This window comes from Tildeniella sp. (assembly GCF_059505325.1).
On the sequence record NZ_JCACKI010000025.1, the window covers coordinates 1 to 15525 of the forward strand.

Consider the following 15525-nt stretch of genomic DNA (forward strand, 5'->3'; position numbering starts at 1 on the left):
GATCGAGCAGTAGCTCACTTAAATAAGACCCATCTTGACCAGTGATACCCGTAATCAGCGCTCGTTTTACTTGCGTCATCGTTGAATTATCCCTCCTCAGGTAAATTAAAGAAAACTCATCCAATCAGGCTATACCTAATCATGCCCTGTTGCCTCAAACCAATGCCGCTCAGAGAGACTGGTCAGCCATTGGGTAAAGAAGAAAAGTAAGAAACGCGGATTGTGCTTAGCGTAGCGCCTCCATAGCCGTCGCGGTTCTGACTTCAAGCGAAAGACCCACTCTAGACCCGCTTGCTGCATCCAAGTTGGCGCTTGCTTCACGCGACCAGAGTGAAAATCAAACGCTGCTCCAACGCCTAGCATCACGGCTGCAAGCTTGCCCTGATGCGCTGCCATCCACAGCTCTTGCTTGGGGCAACCAATACCAACAAACACAATGCGTGCCTCTGATTCAATCAGTTGTTGAGTATATTCAGCATCTTCTGCTGCGGTCAGGGAACGGAACGGTGGGGAAATTTGGCACACAATCTTAATACCTGGATAGCACTTTTGGAGAAAGGTCGTGAACAATGCCAGACTTTCAGGAGTACCACCATAAAGACCGATCGCCACACCTTCCTTTGCCGCTGCTTCACAGATATGCAGCGTTAGATTCGGTCCACGTACCTGAGAAACCCCTTTAAGACCTAAAGCCCGCAATGCCTGCACTAGAGGTTTACCATCTGGCGTGACTAAATCAGCATTATTTACTGTGTAGGCAAACTCGCCCTGGTCATAAGCTTCCATCACCATATGCACATTAGCGGCACAGACGTAACGACTTTCGGCAGACTTTGCCCAACCAATCACACGTTGAGTCGCATCCTGGTAGCTAGTAGCATCTACTCGCATCCCCAGGATATGACGATGTTTTATAGAAGGATTGCCATGACGCTCAGGCTGCACCGCGTTGCTGGCTCCTATTAATTTCGTCACGTACTTCACTATCGCTACCTACCTGTTTCACAATGAGGTGTCTGACTCGGTGTTCAGCCCTGTTCACGAGATCATTTGGATAAGGTAGTCACCCACTAGCTACATACTCGATAAATTACTGTCAAGACTGAAAGAAACACCCATGTTCGTCTCCGCGACTCAACCTTATTCACCATTGCTTTCACACCTTTACAAAGGTTAAGGGTTGAGATCCGGTCAATTCTTCAGAAGCTAAATAGCTTGGAAAAGTAGCTGTCTTTAGCTACGTACTCAACGATCCACTGTTAAAACTGAAAGAAACACCCATATCTGCCCTTTCCGAATCAGCCTTACTCGGTATTGCTTTCACACCTTTACGAAGGGTATGGTGGAGAATCCGGTCAATTCTTCAGAAAAGGCGGTTGAACTAGCATGGAGCCTTCTACTGGTAGACAGAGTTAAAGGCTAGCAACCGGACAGAATGCCTGAGCCTCATTTGGATCTTACAAAAGCGGCTGCTAAATGAAAGTTACCTGTAGCTGATGCCGAAACAGCGTTTTTCTAACGAACGTCACGATCGCTTGCCCAACAATCCGGTTAGATGCTTCCGTCCAGGCTAAAGCTTGCTGCCTTACATTTGAAGCATTACTGTCGTGTAGGCAGCTTGCACGTAAAGGCGATCGCGCATAGACTGCTGGTGAGCGCTCTGTCTGAGCGTCAAAGGCTCACGGTTGCCGTTTGAGTGATTGACGACGAACCGACTGTCCACCCCCTTTACCTGGAAGCGCTGCATGTTTATTCACGTCATTGCCGATTATGGGACTGGCGATCCAGCCTTTGCTGAAGTGACGCAGCGTCTTCTGATGGATCTGCCGAATGCACGAGTTCACACCCTTTCAGTACCGCCCTTCAGCACTCTGGCAACAGGGTTTTGGTTAGCGCAACTGGGTCTTAATCCTGGTCCTAGCGATCGCCTTCTCTATCACAACTGCGCGCCTCGTCAGGATGATCTAGAAGCTCGACAGAACAATGAAGGTGAAGGTTTGACCTACGCTCTGCTACCCAATCACGTCAAAATTGTGGGTGTGAATGCTGGCTACACGCTTTCTTTCATCAAGCAACACGCTAAGGTTTTACAAACCGTCAACGTCTCACGTGGTGGTTCCCAGTTTCGTTCGCGTGATGTGTTTCCTGCTGCCGTCGCTGCGATCGCTCAAGGAGACTTCAGCCTCTTAGGAGAGCACCTCAAGCCTGCACAAATCCCAGATGTACCGCTTGACCGTATTGCCTGGATTGACGGTTACGGCAACATTAAAACAACCATTCTGGCAGAGACGCTACACCTGGAGCCTGAAGCCAAAATCGTGGTTCGCATTGGTGATGTCGTCAGTGACGCAATCTACTCTGATGGTAGCTTTAAGGTCGCAGAAGGTACGCTTGCGTTTGCGCCAGGTAGTTCTGGCTGGGCAGCCCCTGATGGTGGAGAGCCTTTACGTTGGATTGAGCTTTTTCTGCGGGGTGGTAATGCGTGGGAGCGTTTTGGCAGACCACGTATCAATCAACCAGTCACCCGCCTCGCCTGATTAGAAACAGAGCGGTCAAACACAGCATCAAAATAGGTTGCTTAATCAATCAGCTTCAGGCGACCTGTTTGAACGGAGTCAAAAATGCGATTGATTTTGTTGCGATCGCTATCGGTCAGTTTTTGTTCGGCAAGCAAGATTGATGTCAGCTTGAGATGCTCTTGTCGAGACAGTTCGCCAATCGCAAGAATGCGATCGACCAGTTGATGAATTGCCGAATTCGGTTTGCTTTGAATGCCCCGCATGATGCCCTGCCCTGTCTATGCTGATCTATTTGCCCCTACAGATCAATTGTTCCCCCCACTGCTTCTCTTCTAGCAATAATTTGATGATGACTGTGTAGTGCTGTCCACGGGCATCATGAAGAATCAGTAAAGTGTTTGCTTGAAGACAGAAAGCAGAGGGGAGAGGGCAGAAGGCAGAGGGCAAAAGGCTAAAGGATGTAGCTTGCTTCTGCGAAGCAGTAGGCTAAAGGCTAAAAGTTTGGTCAGTGGTCAGGATTAACTCAAAACTCGAAACTTTCTCCCCTCACTCCTCACTCCTCACTCCTCACCCCTCTCTTCCCTGTTAAGGTAAACGGGTGCCATTACGTTTTGGGAAGACCGCGTGATGCAGGTTTATCGGCTATCAGCGCTATCTGACAATTACATCTTTTTGCTGCACGATCGAGAGCAGAACATTGCAGCAGTCGTTGATCCGGCTGAGGCAAGCCCTGTTTTGCGTCAGTTAGACGATCTGGGTGCAACGCTGGTGGCAATCTTCAATACTCACCACCATGCGGATCATGTAGGCGGCAATTCTAAGTTGTTACAGCAGTTTCCTGGCGCTGTTGTCTATGGTGGCGCAGACGATCGAGGTAGAATTCCGGGGCAAACCGTGTTTTTGCAGGACGGTGATCATGTCTCATTTAGCGATCGCGTAGCCGACGTGCTGTTCGTGCCCGGTCATACTCGCGCTCATATCGCCTACTACTTTGCGCCAACGATCGGCAATGAAGCAGGTGATTTGTTTTGTGGCGACACCCTCTTCGCAGGCGGATGCGGCAGGCTGTTTGAAGGCACACCTACGCAGATGGTCAATTCCCTTGGCAAGCTCCGTGCTTTGCCAGATGAGACTCGCGTTTGGTGCGCCCATGAGTATACGCTGAAAAACCTGGAGTTTGCTTTCACAGTCGATCGCGCTAACGTAGCGCTTGCACAGCGGTTGGCAGACGTAAAAACTGCCCGCAGTCGCTATGAAGCCACTATCCCGTCAAACTTAGGCGTAGAAAAACGCACCAATCCGTTTTTGCGGTGGGATGATCGGGGGCTGCGATCGACCGTCAAAGCCGAAAACGACATCCAAACCTTTGCCCGTCTACGCGGCATGAAAGACCAGTTCTAAGAGTAAAAACAAGATCCCCGACTTCTTCAAGAAGTCGGGGATCTAAAAAGCTGCGTCGATCGCTGAATCGAAATAAACCTAATCAAAATAGAACAACGTGACAATCTTGCGCTGATCTTCCGCATCATGACAGGTTGTGAGCAGCGTTTGGCTATCGTGGAACGCAAAGCAAATAAGTTGCTGGCAGCGAGAAACAATCTCTGCGTTGCAGAGGGCACTGGCTTCTGCTAAAGACAGCGTATCGTTGCTGGGGTTCTCTACCAGATGCATTACCTGCTCTAGCTGCTCACGCGATTCGCGTGGCTGACGTTCCATACTCTGAGGCAGGATGACTGTCAGCAGCGTTGGATCGGCTCGCATGGCACCCCGGATTGCCGCTTGATTCGTTCCTGTTGCACCGGATGTGATTAAGCGATTGCCCTCTAGCACTAAGGCATAGCTCATCATTTCGATCAAATTCTGATGTGTGATGGGAACGTGACGAGAGCCTAGCAGCGCAATCCGCTTCGAGCCAGTTTGCTGAATGGTCGCCAGTTCTTGTAAAAAATCGTCTACCTTAGGCAGGTCTATGGACTGACTCAACGATGCTATCAACCTGAACAACCTAAATATATTAGCAGACAGAAGATGGTGTGAATGAGTCAGGAAATTCTGAACGAAGGCAGGAGGTCGAAGGCAGGAGGCAGAAGGCTAAGAGTTCTGAGTTTTGGATTGATTTCGAGTGCTGACCGCTGACGGCTGACGGCTGACCGCTAGGGTTTTGAGTTAATTCTGACCGCTGACTGTTTGCAAATAAGCGATCGCCTCCTCGCACCAGTCGATCCAATAGGTCTCATAGCGAATGCCGTTGCGGAGGACAAGGTATTGCAGCCTTGCCTTGGCAGGCAGTGTTTCAGGGTTTTGGAAAAACGTTGCTTCCGTTTGGTGATAGCCAGCGAGTTTGGCTTGATGCAGTTGGCGGTGTTGCTCAAGCTGCCGCTGAATGACGTGTGAGGGCACCATTGCACCGACGAAGACTTTGATCAGCAAGGCTTCTTTGACGGCTGTTGTGTCACAGGGTTCAGCAATCCAATCAGTCAGGTGCTGTTTGCCCAGTGCTGTGATGGTGTAAAGCTTTTTGTCGGGGCGACCCTCTTGGGGTACTGCTTCGGCTTGCACCCAGCCTTGCGCCTCAAGTTTGGCAAGGTCTCGATAGATCTGCTGGTGAGTAGCTTTCCAGAAGCAGCCCACCGATTTTTCAAAGTTTTTGGTGAGGTCGTACCCGCTTTGGGGACGATCGACCAGCAGCGCCAGGATTGCTTGAGGAAGTGCCATCGTTGTTTTTCGATATATTCAACAAATTGCATATTCGCGTATTGACATATGCAATTTGTTGCGCTTATAGTAGCATCAAATGCAATTAAGTGCATATTAACTCGGCAGATGAGACACCTGCCCGACGATTAACGCCATCCTGTCACTTATCTAGGAGATCGCAATGGCTCACGTTCGACCCGGACGCTTTACCGCTCAAACAGATGAACCGTTCGTTGTCTTTCTCATTGGTTTGCGGCTTAATCGGCTCTTTGCGTTTTCTAAATGGATGCCGTCGGCAAGGGCGATGACACCGATGCTGCGATCGCTCAAAGAACATCCCGAAAAGGGCTTCTTGAGTGCAGAAATGTTTCTCTATTGGCGCGGCATCGGCTTTATTCAGTACTGGCGATCGATGGCGGATCTAGAACAGTTTGCCCGCAATCCTTCTGACCCTCATGCAGCCGCGTGGCAACGGTTTAATCAGGCGATCGGTGCCGATGGCAGCGTGGGCATCTGGCACGAAACCTATCTCATTCAACCGGGGCAGCATGAATCAATCTACGCCAATATGCCTGTGTTTGGGTTAGCGGCTGCCACTCATCATGTCCCTGTCACCGGACGACGTGATACGGCACGGGGACGATTGCAACCGAACGCTAGCTGAACCGCGCTGTTGTTTAGTTTTAACTAGCGCTCAGCATCACAAAATTGGGTGCATCTGAAAGGAATGTCGTCGATCGCAGAAGCAATGTTGCTCAATACAGAAGCAATATAAGGCGATGCAGAAGGATTGTAGGGCGATGCAGAAGCAATGTTGCTCAATACAGAAGGATTGTCGGGCAAAACAAAAGGATTGTTTTGCGATACGGAAGGAGTGCAGTGTGAGGCAGAAGCGATATTGAGTCGATCGAGCCAATAGCAGGCGATCGACCAACCGAAGACAGCAAGCAAGTGCAAGCGTAACCACCATTTACACAAAGGAATCTAGTCATGGTAAGTACAGTTCAACCCACCAAAACCGCAGCCTGGGCAAACGCCGTGCTTCGACCTGCTACCGAGTTTGGTCTCGTTCCCCTTACCGTTTTGTCTGGAGCGTTGCCTCCGGGTTTGCGCGGCTCGCTTTATCGCAATGGACCCACCACATTGGAAAGGAATGGGCAACGGGTGGGGCACTGGTTTGATGGTGATGGCGGCATTCTGGGACTACATTTTACGGGTGCAGAGGCAACAGGCGTGTATCGCTATGTGCAAACTGCCGCGTATCAGGCAGAAACGCAGGCTGGCACGTTTCTGCACAGTGGTTATGGCATGTTGCCGCCCGGTCACTGGTGGGAGCGGTTCAACAAAGGTCTGAAAAATGCGGCGAATACCTCCGTGCTGGCGCTGCCCGACAAACTGCTTGCCCTATGGGAAGGTGGACTACCCCACGCCTTAACGCTAGATACGCTCGAAACGCTGGGACTCGACGATCTCAATGGGTTGGAGGGCGGTGCTTATTCAGCACATCCCAAACGCGATCCGCAGACGGGTGACATTTTCAACTTTGGGATAAGCTTTGGGCAAAACGGCACACTGAATATCTACCGTAGCGATGCCAGCGGCAATGTCAAACAGACTGGCAAGATACCGCTTCAAGGACTGCCTCTCATTCACGACTGTGTGCTGGCAGGTCAGTATCTGGTGTTCTGTGTGCCGCCTGTGCGGTTGAATGCGCTGCCGCTGCTGGCGAAACTGAAAAGCTACAGTGACGCGCTGACCTGGCAACCAGAAAAGGGCACAGAAATCATTGTGGTCGATCGCACCACGCTCGAAGTTGTTAGTCGCACTGAAGTCGCACCCTGGTATCAGTGGCACTTTGGCAACGGTGGGGTACTTAACGATGGCTCGATCGCCTTCGACTTTGTGCGCTACGAAGACTTCCAGACCAACCAATTTCTTAAAGAAGTGGCAACCGGGCAGACCCAAACGGCTGCTAAGGGAACGCTGTGGCGACTGCGACTCGAACCAAAGACGGGCGTGGTTCTGGAACTGGATGAAGTCGTGAGTCGTAGCTGTGAATTTCCCACCGTGCAGCCGCAGTTTGTAGGGCAGCCGTCACGCTATACGTATCTCTCAGTCCGCCGCCCTGATGCCGATTTGCGGCATGATCTCTTTGGCGCGATCGCCCGTTACGACTATCAAACCGCCACGCTTACCGAAGCCGATCTGGGTGCCAATCGCTATACCAGCGAACCCATCTATGCGCCCGATGCTGGGAATGCTAGTCAGGGCTGGCTTCTGACCGTGGTGTATGACGGTCAGACTGACCGTAGCGAAGCCTGGATTTTCAACAGCGATCGCCTGGAGGATGAACCCGTTTGCACATTAGCTTTACCCGCCGTTGTGCCGCTTGGTTTTCACGGCACCTGGAAGCCCAACACACAGTGAACAATGCCTGCGATCGTCATACCATTTCACGAAACTGTGGCTATACAGGCAAGCTTCGGCTGGCGGTCAGTGGTCAGCGATCAGTCGCAAAAACGAATCTGTAGGGCGATTTTATAGAATTGGTATCACTTGCCAACGTTCCACTCATTTTGTCAAACATAGGACAACCTCCTGCCAGGTAGACAGGAGGTTGCCTCTCTTCAATGAGATTGTCGGTCAGTTGAGTATAAAACCAATATACAAATGGTTAGAAAGCTGCCGTTAAAAGCGAAGTCTGCCTTCAGTTAACAGTTTGAAGCCCGAAATCAGCGCGGCAAAAGCAATCATAAAGCTCCAAAGGCTGGTCGGCTTTAGCACAACGCCGCCGCTGAGAAAAACAAACACAATGCCAAGAATCAATAAAGCCCAGCCAAAGCTACCCGTTTGACGGCGAAAAAACAGCAGTGAGGTCACGCCACCCATAATGGCTAAAACCGAACCTACTGCTGGTAGATTGCGCCAGAAGTAGGGGGAGTAGTAGGTCGAAAAGATGATGTTCTGACCCAAAAAATAGATGCCTGCCAGAAGCAGCAACAGACCAAACAGTTGACTCATTGGCTCAAAAAATGTCCTAGATGATGTTTATCGTTCCCTATCTAGATCAAAAATCACGACTCAATAGGGCGGTTCCGGATAAAGTCATCCTTATTTACCACATAGCCTTCGTCAATGTTTCTGTTCAGTTGATCAGATGTTTTTGTAAGGCAACGATCGCCGCCTGTGTGCGATCGCGGACATCCAGCTTGTTTAAGATTGCATGCACATGGACTCGCACTGTGCCAGAGGTGATGTAAAGCAGTTCGGCAATCTCTTGATTCGATTTGCCAGACGCAACCAGGGCGAGAATCTCTTGCTCTCGTGGTGTCAAAGGATTCTCGTTGATCGACGGTATACCCATTTTGGGTGTCACGGGTAGTGCCGTCCCCTGAAACGCTGCCTGAATTTCAGCCGTAGCGGTTGAATCCCACCAGGATGCGCCTGCTGCGACCGATCGTAGCGCCAGAATCAGCGACTCGGCGGCAATCCCTTTCAGGCAGTAGCCCTGCGCCCCAGCCGCAATCAAACGAGAAATCAGATTTTTTTCAGAACGTGAGGTGAGCACTAAAACAGGTAAACCTGGCTGCTGCTGCTTAATTTGACGACACGCTTCAATGCCACCGATGCCTGGTAAGCCCACATCCAGCAACACCAGATCCAGCGGGTGACATTTTGTTTGGTCAACCGCCGTCTCGCCATCCTCCGCTTCAGCAACGATCTCCAGATCGGTTTCTTGCTGCAACCGCATCCGCAGTCCCAACCGGAATAGCTCGTCATCTTCAGCGATTAGAATTTTTACAGGCGAAGGTTTCATGGAAAGTGTTGAACGTTGAGTGACGAGTTGTGAACGAGAGCAAATGCGTGCAGACCGTGCTATGCAAAACTCTCAATTCAACACGTTTATACCTTTCAGCTTTAGAGTCCCCGTGCTGACCGCTGATAGCTGATGGCTGACTGCTCACCGCTTAAATTCATACATGATTGAGGACTGCTATAGCTCCATTGAAGCAGGCATTGCCGCTGTCGGTAAGCGAAAGCCAAAAAGAGCACCCTGCGGCGATCGATTTTCTGCCCAAAGTGTTCCGTGATGCGCTTCGATGATTTGCCGGGTCAAGTATAGTCCTAGTCCAGAGCCTTTTGCCTGACGATCGCCGTGTCCCTGGTAAAACCGCTCGAATAACAACGGTAGCTCATCCGGTGTAATGCCCTGCCCTTCATCCAACACCTTGACGAGCTGGTAACTTGGCTGTGATTCCAGTACAATTTCGACTCTGCCGCCACGGGGCGAATGGTTAATGCTGTTGGTCAGCAGGTTAGCAAACACCCGTTGTAGTTGCAGCGCGTCGCCCTCCACCCACAAGGTACGACGAAAGTCTGATTCGCCATAGCTCAGGCTCAAATGAATCCGACGCGTGAAGGCAAGTTCACGGAGAGTCGTCAGGACGTTTTCTGCCAGACTCGCCAGGTCAGTCGGCTGAAGATTGAGCGTCAACCCTTCAGAATCATTACGATACACATCGAGCATCGTCTCGACCATTTGCAGCGTAGTGTGGTGACTGCGTACCATCGTGTTCAGCACAACGGTCTGCGCGGTTGTAATTGAGCCAAATTCACCACGCTGAAAGGCTTTGATGGTTTCGATCGCTCCCAGCAACGGCGTTTTCAAATCATGTGTCAGAGTCGAAACAAAGTCTTCGCGCATTCCGGCAAGCTGTTCTTGTGCTTGTAGCTGTGCTTTCTGCTGCGCGATCGCCTCTTCACTTCGACGAATGCGATCGCTTAAAACACCAGTGACAATAAGCGCCATGACTGCAATCAACCGATCGGCAACGGTGGATGCAACCACTGCTTTATTGGCTGGAATCCACAGGTTTGCTATGGTTAGAAACGCCGCTAACAGCGTCACCTGAACCGTTCTCGCTCGATTCAGCCGTGCATTTGCTAATAGGATGGGACAAATGTATAGGTATCCAAAGACATAATCTGGCGGAGTGGTATATTCCAGCAGTAAAACAACTGCAAACGATCCAACGATCAGCCAACGAATGCGTGCGGACGTTTCTTGACCAAAGAGCGTTTTTTGAATACTTTTCAACTGGAACAGAGCCTCTAGTACCACTCACTCTAATGCTAATTAATTCTTTAGCTGCTGATAGTTAAAATGAGATAGAGACCGTTGTTTAGGTGCAATTTATATCAGCAGATATAGACTAGCCTTTTAGACGCATCGTCTACTATGTAGCGGTCTTGAATGAATCGTGAGAAGCAATATGACTAGCAGCGCTTAGCGGTCAGCGGTCGGAGAAAAGCTGGTAGCTGACCGCTGATGGCTCAAGGCTTCAGTTCCGCTCACAACTGCTTTGGGACTGCTATAATAAGTACCGAAATGCTATCAGCATAAACACATTTTTAATGTACGAATCCTTCACACCTGCAACGGAAAGCACGTTAATCCGCCCAGCGCGTCGGGGTAAACACAAAATTTTCATTGGGATGTCTCCCGGCGTGGGCAAAACCTATCGGATGCTGGAAGAAGCACATTGTCTACGGCAAGAAGGTATTGATGTCGTCATTGGGCTGTTGGAAACGCACAACCGTGCCGAAACGATCCAGAAGGCGATCGGGCTAGAGCTGTTGCCCCGTCAAGAAATTACCTGTTCTGGCGTGACGCTGACCGAGATGGATACCAATGCTGTACTCGATCGCCAATCGCAGCTTGTCCTGGTAGATGAGCTGGCGCATACCAACGTTCCCGGTGCTGAACGCGAGAAACGCTATCAAGATGTGGAGGTGATTCTGGCAGCAGGGATTGATGTGTATTCGACGCTCAACATTCAGCACATCGAAAGTCTCAATGACACCGTTGCTCGGTTGACAGGTGTGGTGGTGCGAGAACGCATTCCCGATCGCCTCCTAGACGAAGCCGACGAAGTCGTTGTCATTGACATCACGCCCGAAACGCTGGAAGAACGTCTTAGAGACGGCAAGATCTATGCGCCCGAAAAGATTGATCAGTCGCTGCAAAATTTCTTCAAGCGTCGCCACCTGGTTGCCTTGCGCGAACTGGCACTGCGAGAGGTCGCTGACAACGTTGAAGAAGATTCGTTTGAGGAAAGTAACACCCCGACAGCGAAAGCACCCCACTGCAACATTCATGAACGAGTGCTGGTGTGTATTTCTACTTATCCCAATGCCGTTCAGCTCATCCGCCGTGGGGCGAGGCTGGCAGGCTATATGCACGGTCCGCTGTACTGCCTGTTTGTCGATAATCCCGATCGCTTCCTGACGAAAGAAGAAAGCCTGCACATTGAAACTTGCGAAAGTCTCTGTAAAGAGTTTGGTGGGCAGTTTGTTCGGGTGAAGGATCACGATGTAGCGACGGCGATCGCTACGGCTGCCCAGAGCTACCACATCAGTCAAATTATTATTGGCGAGAGTCAGCGATCACGCTGGAGAACCATGCTGCGCACCTCTTTAACGCAAAAACTACTGCGATCGCTCAAGAATATTGATATTCATATCATCGCCACTGAGAAACCATCGACTTAAGTTTTTAGTTGATAGTAGTTGGTTGTTAGACGATGATTGAAGGGCAACCGATCCTTCATAGTTTAATGCTTGCAATTGGCTTAATCAGTGGTACATCGGTCGATGGCATCGATGCTGCTCTGGTGAACATTTCTGGCTCCACTGCGGACTTGACAATCGAACTGCTGGCTGGTACAACCTACCCCTATCCGGCTGCATTACGCAAACAAATCCTAGCGGTCTGTGGTGGCGCGCCGCTAGCAATGGCAGATTTGGCAGAACTGGACGACGCGATCGCCCAGCAATTTGCCCAAGCCGCGATCGCCATTCAAACCGGGTATCCTACCGCCGATCTCATTGGTTCGCACGGGCAGACGGTCTATCATCGACCACCGAAGGAAGTGAGAGGAGAGGAGAGAGGGGAGAGGGGGAAGCATAGGGAGCAGGGGGAGCAGGACGGGAATGTTTTTACTCCTCACTCCTTACCCCTTACTCCTCACTCCCTCGGCTACAGCCTGCAATTGGGACGCGGAGCCGCGATCGCTCAAGCAACAGGCATTACTACCATCAGCAACTTTCGTGCCGCTGATATCGCTGTTGGCGGGCATGGAGCGCCACTTGTGCCTGCTGTGGATGTCGTGCTTCTCAGTCATCCTACCTATAATCGCTGTGTACAGAATCTTGGCGGCATTGGGAATGTGGCGTATTTGCCAGCGGTCAGCGGTCAGCGGTCAGCGGTCAGCGGTCAGCGGTCAGCGTCAACTCAAAACTCTTCCCTACTCCCCACTCCCCACTCCCCACTCCCCCTTTCTCCTCTCGGCTGGGACACTGGACCTGGTAACGTCCTTCTCGATCTGGCAGTGCAGCAGTTCTCCAATGGCACGAAAACCTACGATCGCGATGGAGCCTGGGCAGCGAGTGGTACACCCTGCACTGAACTGGTGGATCACTGGCTACAGCAACCGTTTTTTCAGCAGCCCCCGCCTAAATCAACGGGGCGAGAATGGTTTGGTGCCGCCTATTTGCAGCAGTGCTTAGTGGATGCGGACGATCGCGCGCTCAGCCATGCCGATGTGTTAGCGACGTTGACAGAATTGACGGTCGCATCGATCGACCACAGCTACCGCAGCTTTCTACCGCAACTGCCTGATCAAGTGCTGCTGTGCGGTGGGGGCAGTAAGAACTTATATTTGAAACAGCGCTTGCAGCAACGGCTAAGAACCATCCCTGTTTTAACAACGGATGATGTCGGTCTAAACGCCGATTTTAAGGAAGCTATTGCCTTTGCCGTACTCGCCTACTGGCGACAACTGGGTATTCCTGGCAATCTTCCCGCTGTGACTGGCGCTGCAAATGCTGTGCTTTTAGGGGAAATTAACCAGGTGAGCGACTTGGGCGCGTGATAGCATGAATTACCACAAAGACCAGCATCGCAAGAAGCAAGCAAAGTAAGGGATGGCGCTGTGGCTCACACCTTTTTAATGGAGGCAGGACGCTGGTCGCTTCAGGGCAACTGGCTCGAACGCAACGGCATGCCCCTTACTGTCATCGGCAAAATGTTGGTCGGCTGGAGCCGGGATGACTGGTTTACGATGGTGACAAAGCTCTCGTTTCCAGGTGCCGATCGCGAAGAAATTTCCTTTCAGTACCGGGGGCGACTGGATGCTGGAGAGCGCCAGTATACATTTGTGCTCCAGCACAGCTTACTGGGTCGTGTTGAGGGCGAAGGCTGGGTTGCTCAAGAATCGATCGTGCAGCGGTATTGGGTACTGGGCGATCGCCAGCGTCGCAGCGGCTTTGAAACGTTGTACCGCATGGATGACAACAAATACTATCTGTCCAGCGGCATTATGGCAGGGCACTACCTCACCAGCACAATGGAAGCAACCCTGGAGCGGCACGTTGATTGATATTTAGTTGATTGATACTTAACAGTCAAGCAGAATGCTGTACTGACTCAAGCTGCGTTTGCTTACATAAAGCGGGATCGTTGACAAGAAGACACGTCAACGATCGCAACCGAGATCGCTAAAATGAATTTTACGGGATTACTAATCATAGAGATTAGATCCAACGATAGAGACTCTTGCATCACTGGCGATTATGTTGTTGACCTTGAACGTTGTTACACCTGAACGAGCAGGTGCAACAATGCCTCTCTTAGCGTGAACTATGACGACAGATTCCAACCTTGGACGCTTGCTTGCTAACCGTTATCGACTGGCTGAGCTGATTGGCAAAGGCGCAATGGGGCGAGTTTACCGAGCAGAAGATACGCTGCTGGGTGGTGTTATTGCGGTGAAGTTTCTGTCTCAAACGCTCCTTAACCCCAAAATGCGCGATCGTTTCAAGAGCGAAGCCCGCACATGCGCCCAGCTTGGTCGTAAAAGCATTCACATCGTCAACGTCATCGATTACGGCGTGACAGACTACAAGGAAGAAGATGTGCCCTTTTACGTCATGGAGTATTTGCAGGGGCAAAGCCTGACCGAAGTTATCAACAATCAGCCGCTTCCGCTTCCGCGCTTCCTGACCCTTTCTCGACAAATTTCGCTCGGTTTACAGTGTGCTCATCAGGGTATTGTCATTGACGGTAGCGTGTACCCCATCATTCATCGTGATATTAAACCCAGCAACATTCTGGTGAGCCGGGATGCCAGCCTGGGTGAGCTGGTAAAAATTCTTGACTTCGGCATCTCTAAACTCCTTCAGGCTGATAGTGAACAAACAAGCTCCTACATGGGCACACTGGCATACTCCTCGCCAGAGCAGATGGAAGGTCGGGAACTCGATTCACGCTCCGATATTTACAGTCTCGGCGTGATGATGTACGAGATGCTCACGGGTAAAATGCCGTTGCATGTCGAAACGCACGCCTTTGGTGCTTGGTACAAAGCGCATCACTCTCAGCCGCCGCGATCGTTTGAAGCGGTTGATCCAAGTCTGAAGCTACCGAAAGCGCTAGAAAATTTGGTCATGAGCTGTCTGGCAAAAACGCCCCGCGATCGCCCACAGTCGATCGTGGATGTGCTCAAAGCGTTAGAGCCGTTAGAACAGCGCTACAGCGAAAGTGTGCGTGCAGCGAAAGACCTCGACAAAATCTTGAAGCGAAAACCCCTGGAGAGCTTACTAGAGCCGCTGTCCAATCGTCCCCCACAGGTTGAGGAGGTTTATCAAGTTGCCACTTGGCCCCAAGATAAGCCGACGGCGCAAATTGTCTTCGCTCAAAGCCTAACAACGGGTAGGAGCACCATCCCAGCCGTATGGGTCATGCTACCCCAGTTGGAAATTCAAAACTTGCAGGTGTATAAACTCTACAATGTCATCTACAAAAATTTCCTCTATGCCATGTCGCCCCATCCGACGCTGCTGTGGATTACAGGCATTTACAACCGCAAGCGCAGTCAGAACAATGGCAGGAACAATCAAGAGCAGGGTCCACGCTGGTTGCCTTGCTACCTGGATCTCAAAACACCACACGGTCAAGAGCTAATCCGATTGTTGAGTGAAAAAGGTGAGTATCAGGTCTTGCTGTTTGCTCTGGAGCAACCGGACGTGTGCCTGCACGCTATGACAATTACGATCAACCGATCGCAGCAATTACAGCTTCAGGAATGGATCATCACCAGTCAATCGTATCGCTCGGTAGGACAGCCCACCCTCAGCAAAAATCTCTTGAAAGCAGAGTTTGAGAAGCTGAAACCACGCATTACGATCGAAATGGAAAAAGATCCCGGTGGCTCGTCTTTCGGACGGTAGCAGTCCAGCAGTTTGAAAC

At 50.9% G+C, this 15525-nt stretch carries 17 protein-coding genes and 1 pseudogene; 8 read left to right on the forward strand and 10 right to left on the reverse strand.

Annotation, left to right across the window (positions count from 1 at the left end; all coding sequences use genetic code 11):
• From AC5JO6_RS10315 to AC5JO6_RS10325, 3 genes and pseudogenes are all read right to left on the reverse strand, one after another.
• Positions 1-79, reverse strand: a pseudogene (locus tag AC5JO6_RS10315) (GDP-mannose 4,6-dehydratase); the annotation flags it as partial.
• A 56-nt stretch (positions 80-135) separates the two neighbouring features.
• Positions 136-891, reverse strand: coding sequence for a WecB/TagA/CpsF family glycosyltransferase (locus AC5JO6_RS10320; RefSeq protein ID WP_496081044.1), 756 nt, complete (start codon positions 889-891; stop codon positions 136-138).
• Positions 892-1585: 694 nt separating this feature from the next.
• Positions 1586-1723: a hypothetical protein gene (locus AC5JO6_RS10325; RefSeq protein ID WP_496080977.1), complete on the reverse strand. Its 138-nt coding sequence runs from the start codon at positions 1721-1723 to the stop codon at positions 1586-1588.
• Positions 1724-1745: 22 nt separating this feature from the next.
• On the opposite strand from AC5JO6_RS10325, the gene AC5JO6_RS10330 reads away from it, so the two are divergent.
• A complete protein-coding gene (locus tag AC5JO6_RS10330) occupies positions 1746-2537 on the forward strand; it encodes an SAM hydrolase/SAM-dependent halogenase family protein (protein ID WP_496080978.1) in 792 nt (263 codons plus the stop codon).
• Positions 2538-2578: 41 nt separating this feature from the next.
• On the opposite strand, the gene AC5JO6_RS10335 is transcribed toward AC5JO6_RS10330, so the two are convergent.
• Positions 2579-2782, reverse strand: coding sequence for a hypothetical protein (locus AC5JO6_RS10335; protein ID WP_496080979.1), 204 nt, complete (start codon positions 2780-2782; stop codon positions 2579-2581).
• 364 nt (positions 2783-3146) lie between these two features.
• Between AC5JO6_RS10335 and gloB the strand changes: the two genes are divergently transcribed.
• A complete protein-coding gene (gene gloB / locus AC5JO6_RS10340; RefSeq protein WP_496080980.1) occupies positions 3147-3920 on the forward strand; it encodes a hydroxyacylglutathione hydrolase in 774 nt (257 codons plus the stop codon).
• Between the two features lie 78 nt (positions 3921-3998).
• Here the strand turns inward: gloB and AC5JO6_RS10345 are convergent, their stop codons facing one another.
• Both AC5JO6_RS10345 and AC5JO6_RS10350 read right to left on the reverse strand, forming a co-directional pair.
• Positions 3999-4502 carry a DNA recombination-mediator protein A gene (locus AC5JO6_RS10345; protein WP_496080981.1) on the reverse strand — a complete coding sequence of 168 codons (504 nt, stop codon included), beginning with the start codon at positions 4500-4502 and terminating at the stop codon, positions 3999-4001.
• A 183-nt stretch (positions 4503-4685) separates the two neighbouring features.
• Positions 4686-5234, reverse strand: a complete 549-nt coding sequence (locus tag AC5JO6_RS10350) for a PadR family transcriptional regulator (protein ID WP_496080982.1) — start codon at positions 5232-5234, stop codon at positions 4686-4688.
• Positions 5235-5397: 163 nt separating this feature from the next.
• Between AC5JO6_RS10350 and AC5JO6_RS10355 the strand changes: the two genes are divergently transcribed.
• Positions 5398-5880 carry a DUF4188 domain-containing protein gene (locus AC5JO6_RS10355; protein ID WP_496080983.1) on the forward strand — a complete coding sequence of 161 codons (483 nt, stop codon included), beginning with the start codon at positions 5398-5400 and terminating at the stop codon, positions 5878-5880.
• Between the two features lie 23 nt (positions 5881-5903).
• Here AC5JO6_RS10355 and AC5JO6_RS10360 read toward each other — a convergent pair whose 3' ends face one another.
• Positions 5904-6173 (reverse strand): hypothetical protein, encoded by a 270-nt coding sequence (locus AC5JO6_RS10360; protein WP_496080984.1) that lies wholly within the window; start codon positions 6171-6173, stop codon positions 5904-5906.
• Positions 6174-6206: 33 nt separating this feature from the next.
• Here AC5JO6_RS10360 and AC5JO6_RS10365 point away from each other — a divergent pair, with 33 nt between their 5' ends.
• On the forward strand, positions 6207-7643 hold the full coding sequence (locus AC5JO6_RS10365; protein WP_496080985.1) for a carotenoid oxygenase family protein: 1437 nt from the start codon (positions 6207-6209) through the stop codon (positions 7641-7643).
• 261 nt (positions 7644-7904) lie between these two features.
• Here AC5JO6_RS10365 and AC5JO6_RS10370 read toward each other — a convergent pair whose 3' ends face one another.
• The 3 genes from AC5JO6_RS10370 to AC5JO6_RS10380 form a co-directional block, all read right to left on the reverse strand.
• Positions 7905-8237, reverse strand: coding sequence for a hypothetical protein (locus AC5JO6_RS10370; RefSeq protein ID WP_496080986.1), 333 nt, complete (start codon positions 8235-8237; stop codon positions 7905-7907).
• Between the two features lie 124 nt (positions 8238-8361).
• Positions 8362-9033, reverse strand: a complete 672-nt coding sequence (locus tag AC5JO6_RS10375; RefSeq protein WP_496080987.1) for a response regulator transcription factor — start codon at positions 9031-9033, stop codon at positions 8362-8364.
• Positions 9034-9210: 177 nt separating this feature from the next.
• On the reverse strand, positions 9211-10314 hold the full coding sequence (locus AC5JO6_RS10380; RefSeq protein WP_496080988.1) for a sensor histidine kinase: 1104 nt from the start codon (positions 10312-10314) through the stop codon (positions 9211-9213).
• 317 nt (positions 10315-10631) lie between these two features.
• On the opposite strand from AC5JO6_RS10380, the gene AC5JO6_RS10385 reads away from it, so the two are divergent.
• The 4 genes from AC5JO6_RS10385 to AC5JO6_RS10400 all read left to right on the forward strand — a co-directional run bounded on the left by AC5JO6_RS10385 (position 10632) and on the right by AC5JO6_RS10400 (position 15506).
• Positions 10632-11768, forward strand: a complete 1137-nt coding sequence (locus AC5JO6_RS10385) for a universal stress protein (protein WP_496080989.1) — start codon at positions 10632-10634, stop codon at positions 11766-11768.
• 65 nt (positions 11769-11833) lie between these two features.
• The gene (locus tag AC5JO6_RS10390; protein WP_496080990.1) at positions 11834-13150 is read left to right on the forward strand and encodes an anhydro-N-acetylmuramic acid kinase; all 1317 of its coding nucleotides are present in this window, start codon (positions 11834-11836) and stop codon (positions 13148-13150) included.
• A 60-nt stretch (positions 13151-13210) separates the two neighbouring features.
• On the forward strand, positions 13211-13657 hold the full coding sequence (locus tag AC5JO6_RS10395; protein WP_496080991.1) for a hypothetical protein: 447 nt from the start codon (positions 13211-13213) through the stop codon (positions 13655-13657).
• 262 nt (positions 13658-13919) lie between these two features.
• The gene (locus AC5JO6_RS10400; protein ID WP_496080992.1) at positions 13920-15506 is read left to right on the forward strand and encodes a serine/threonine protein kinase; all 1587 of its coding nucleotides are present in this window, start codon (positions 13920-13922) and stop codon (positions 15504-15506) included.
• Positions 15507-15525: the final 19 nt, after the last annotated feature.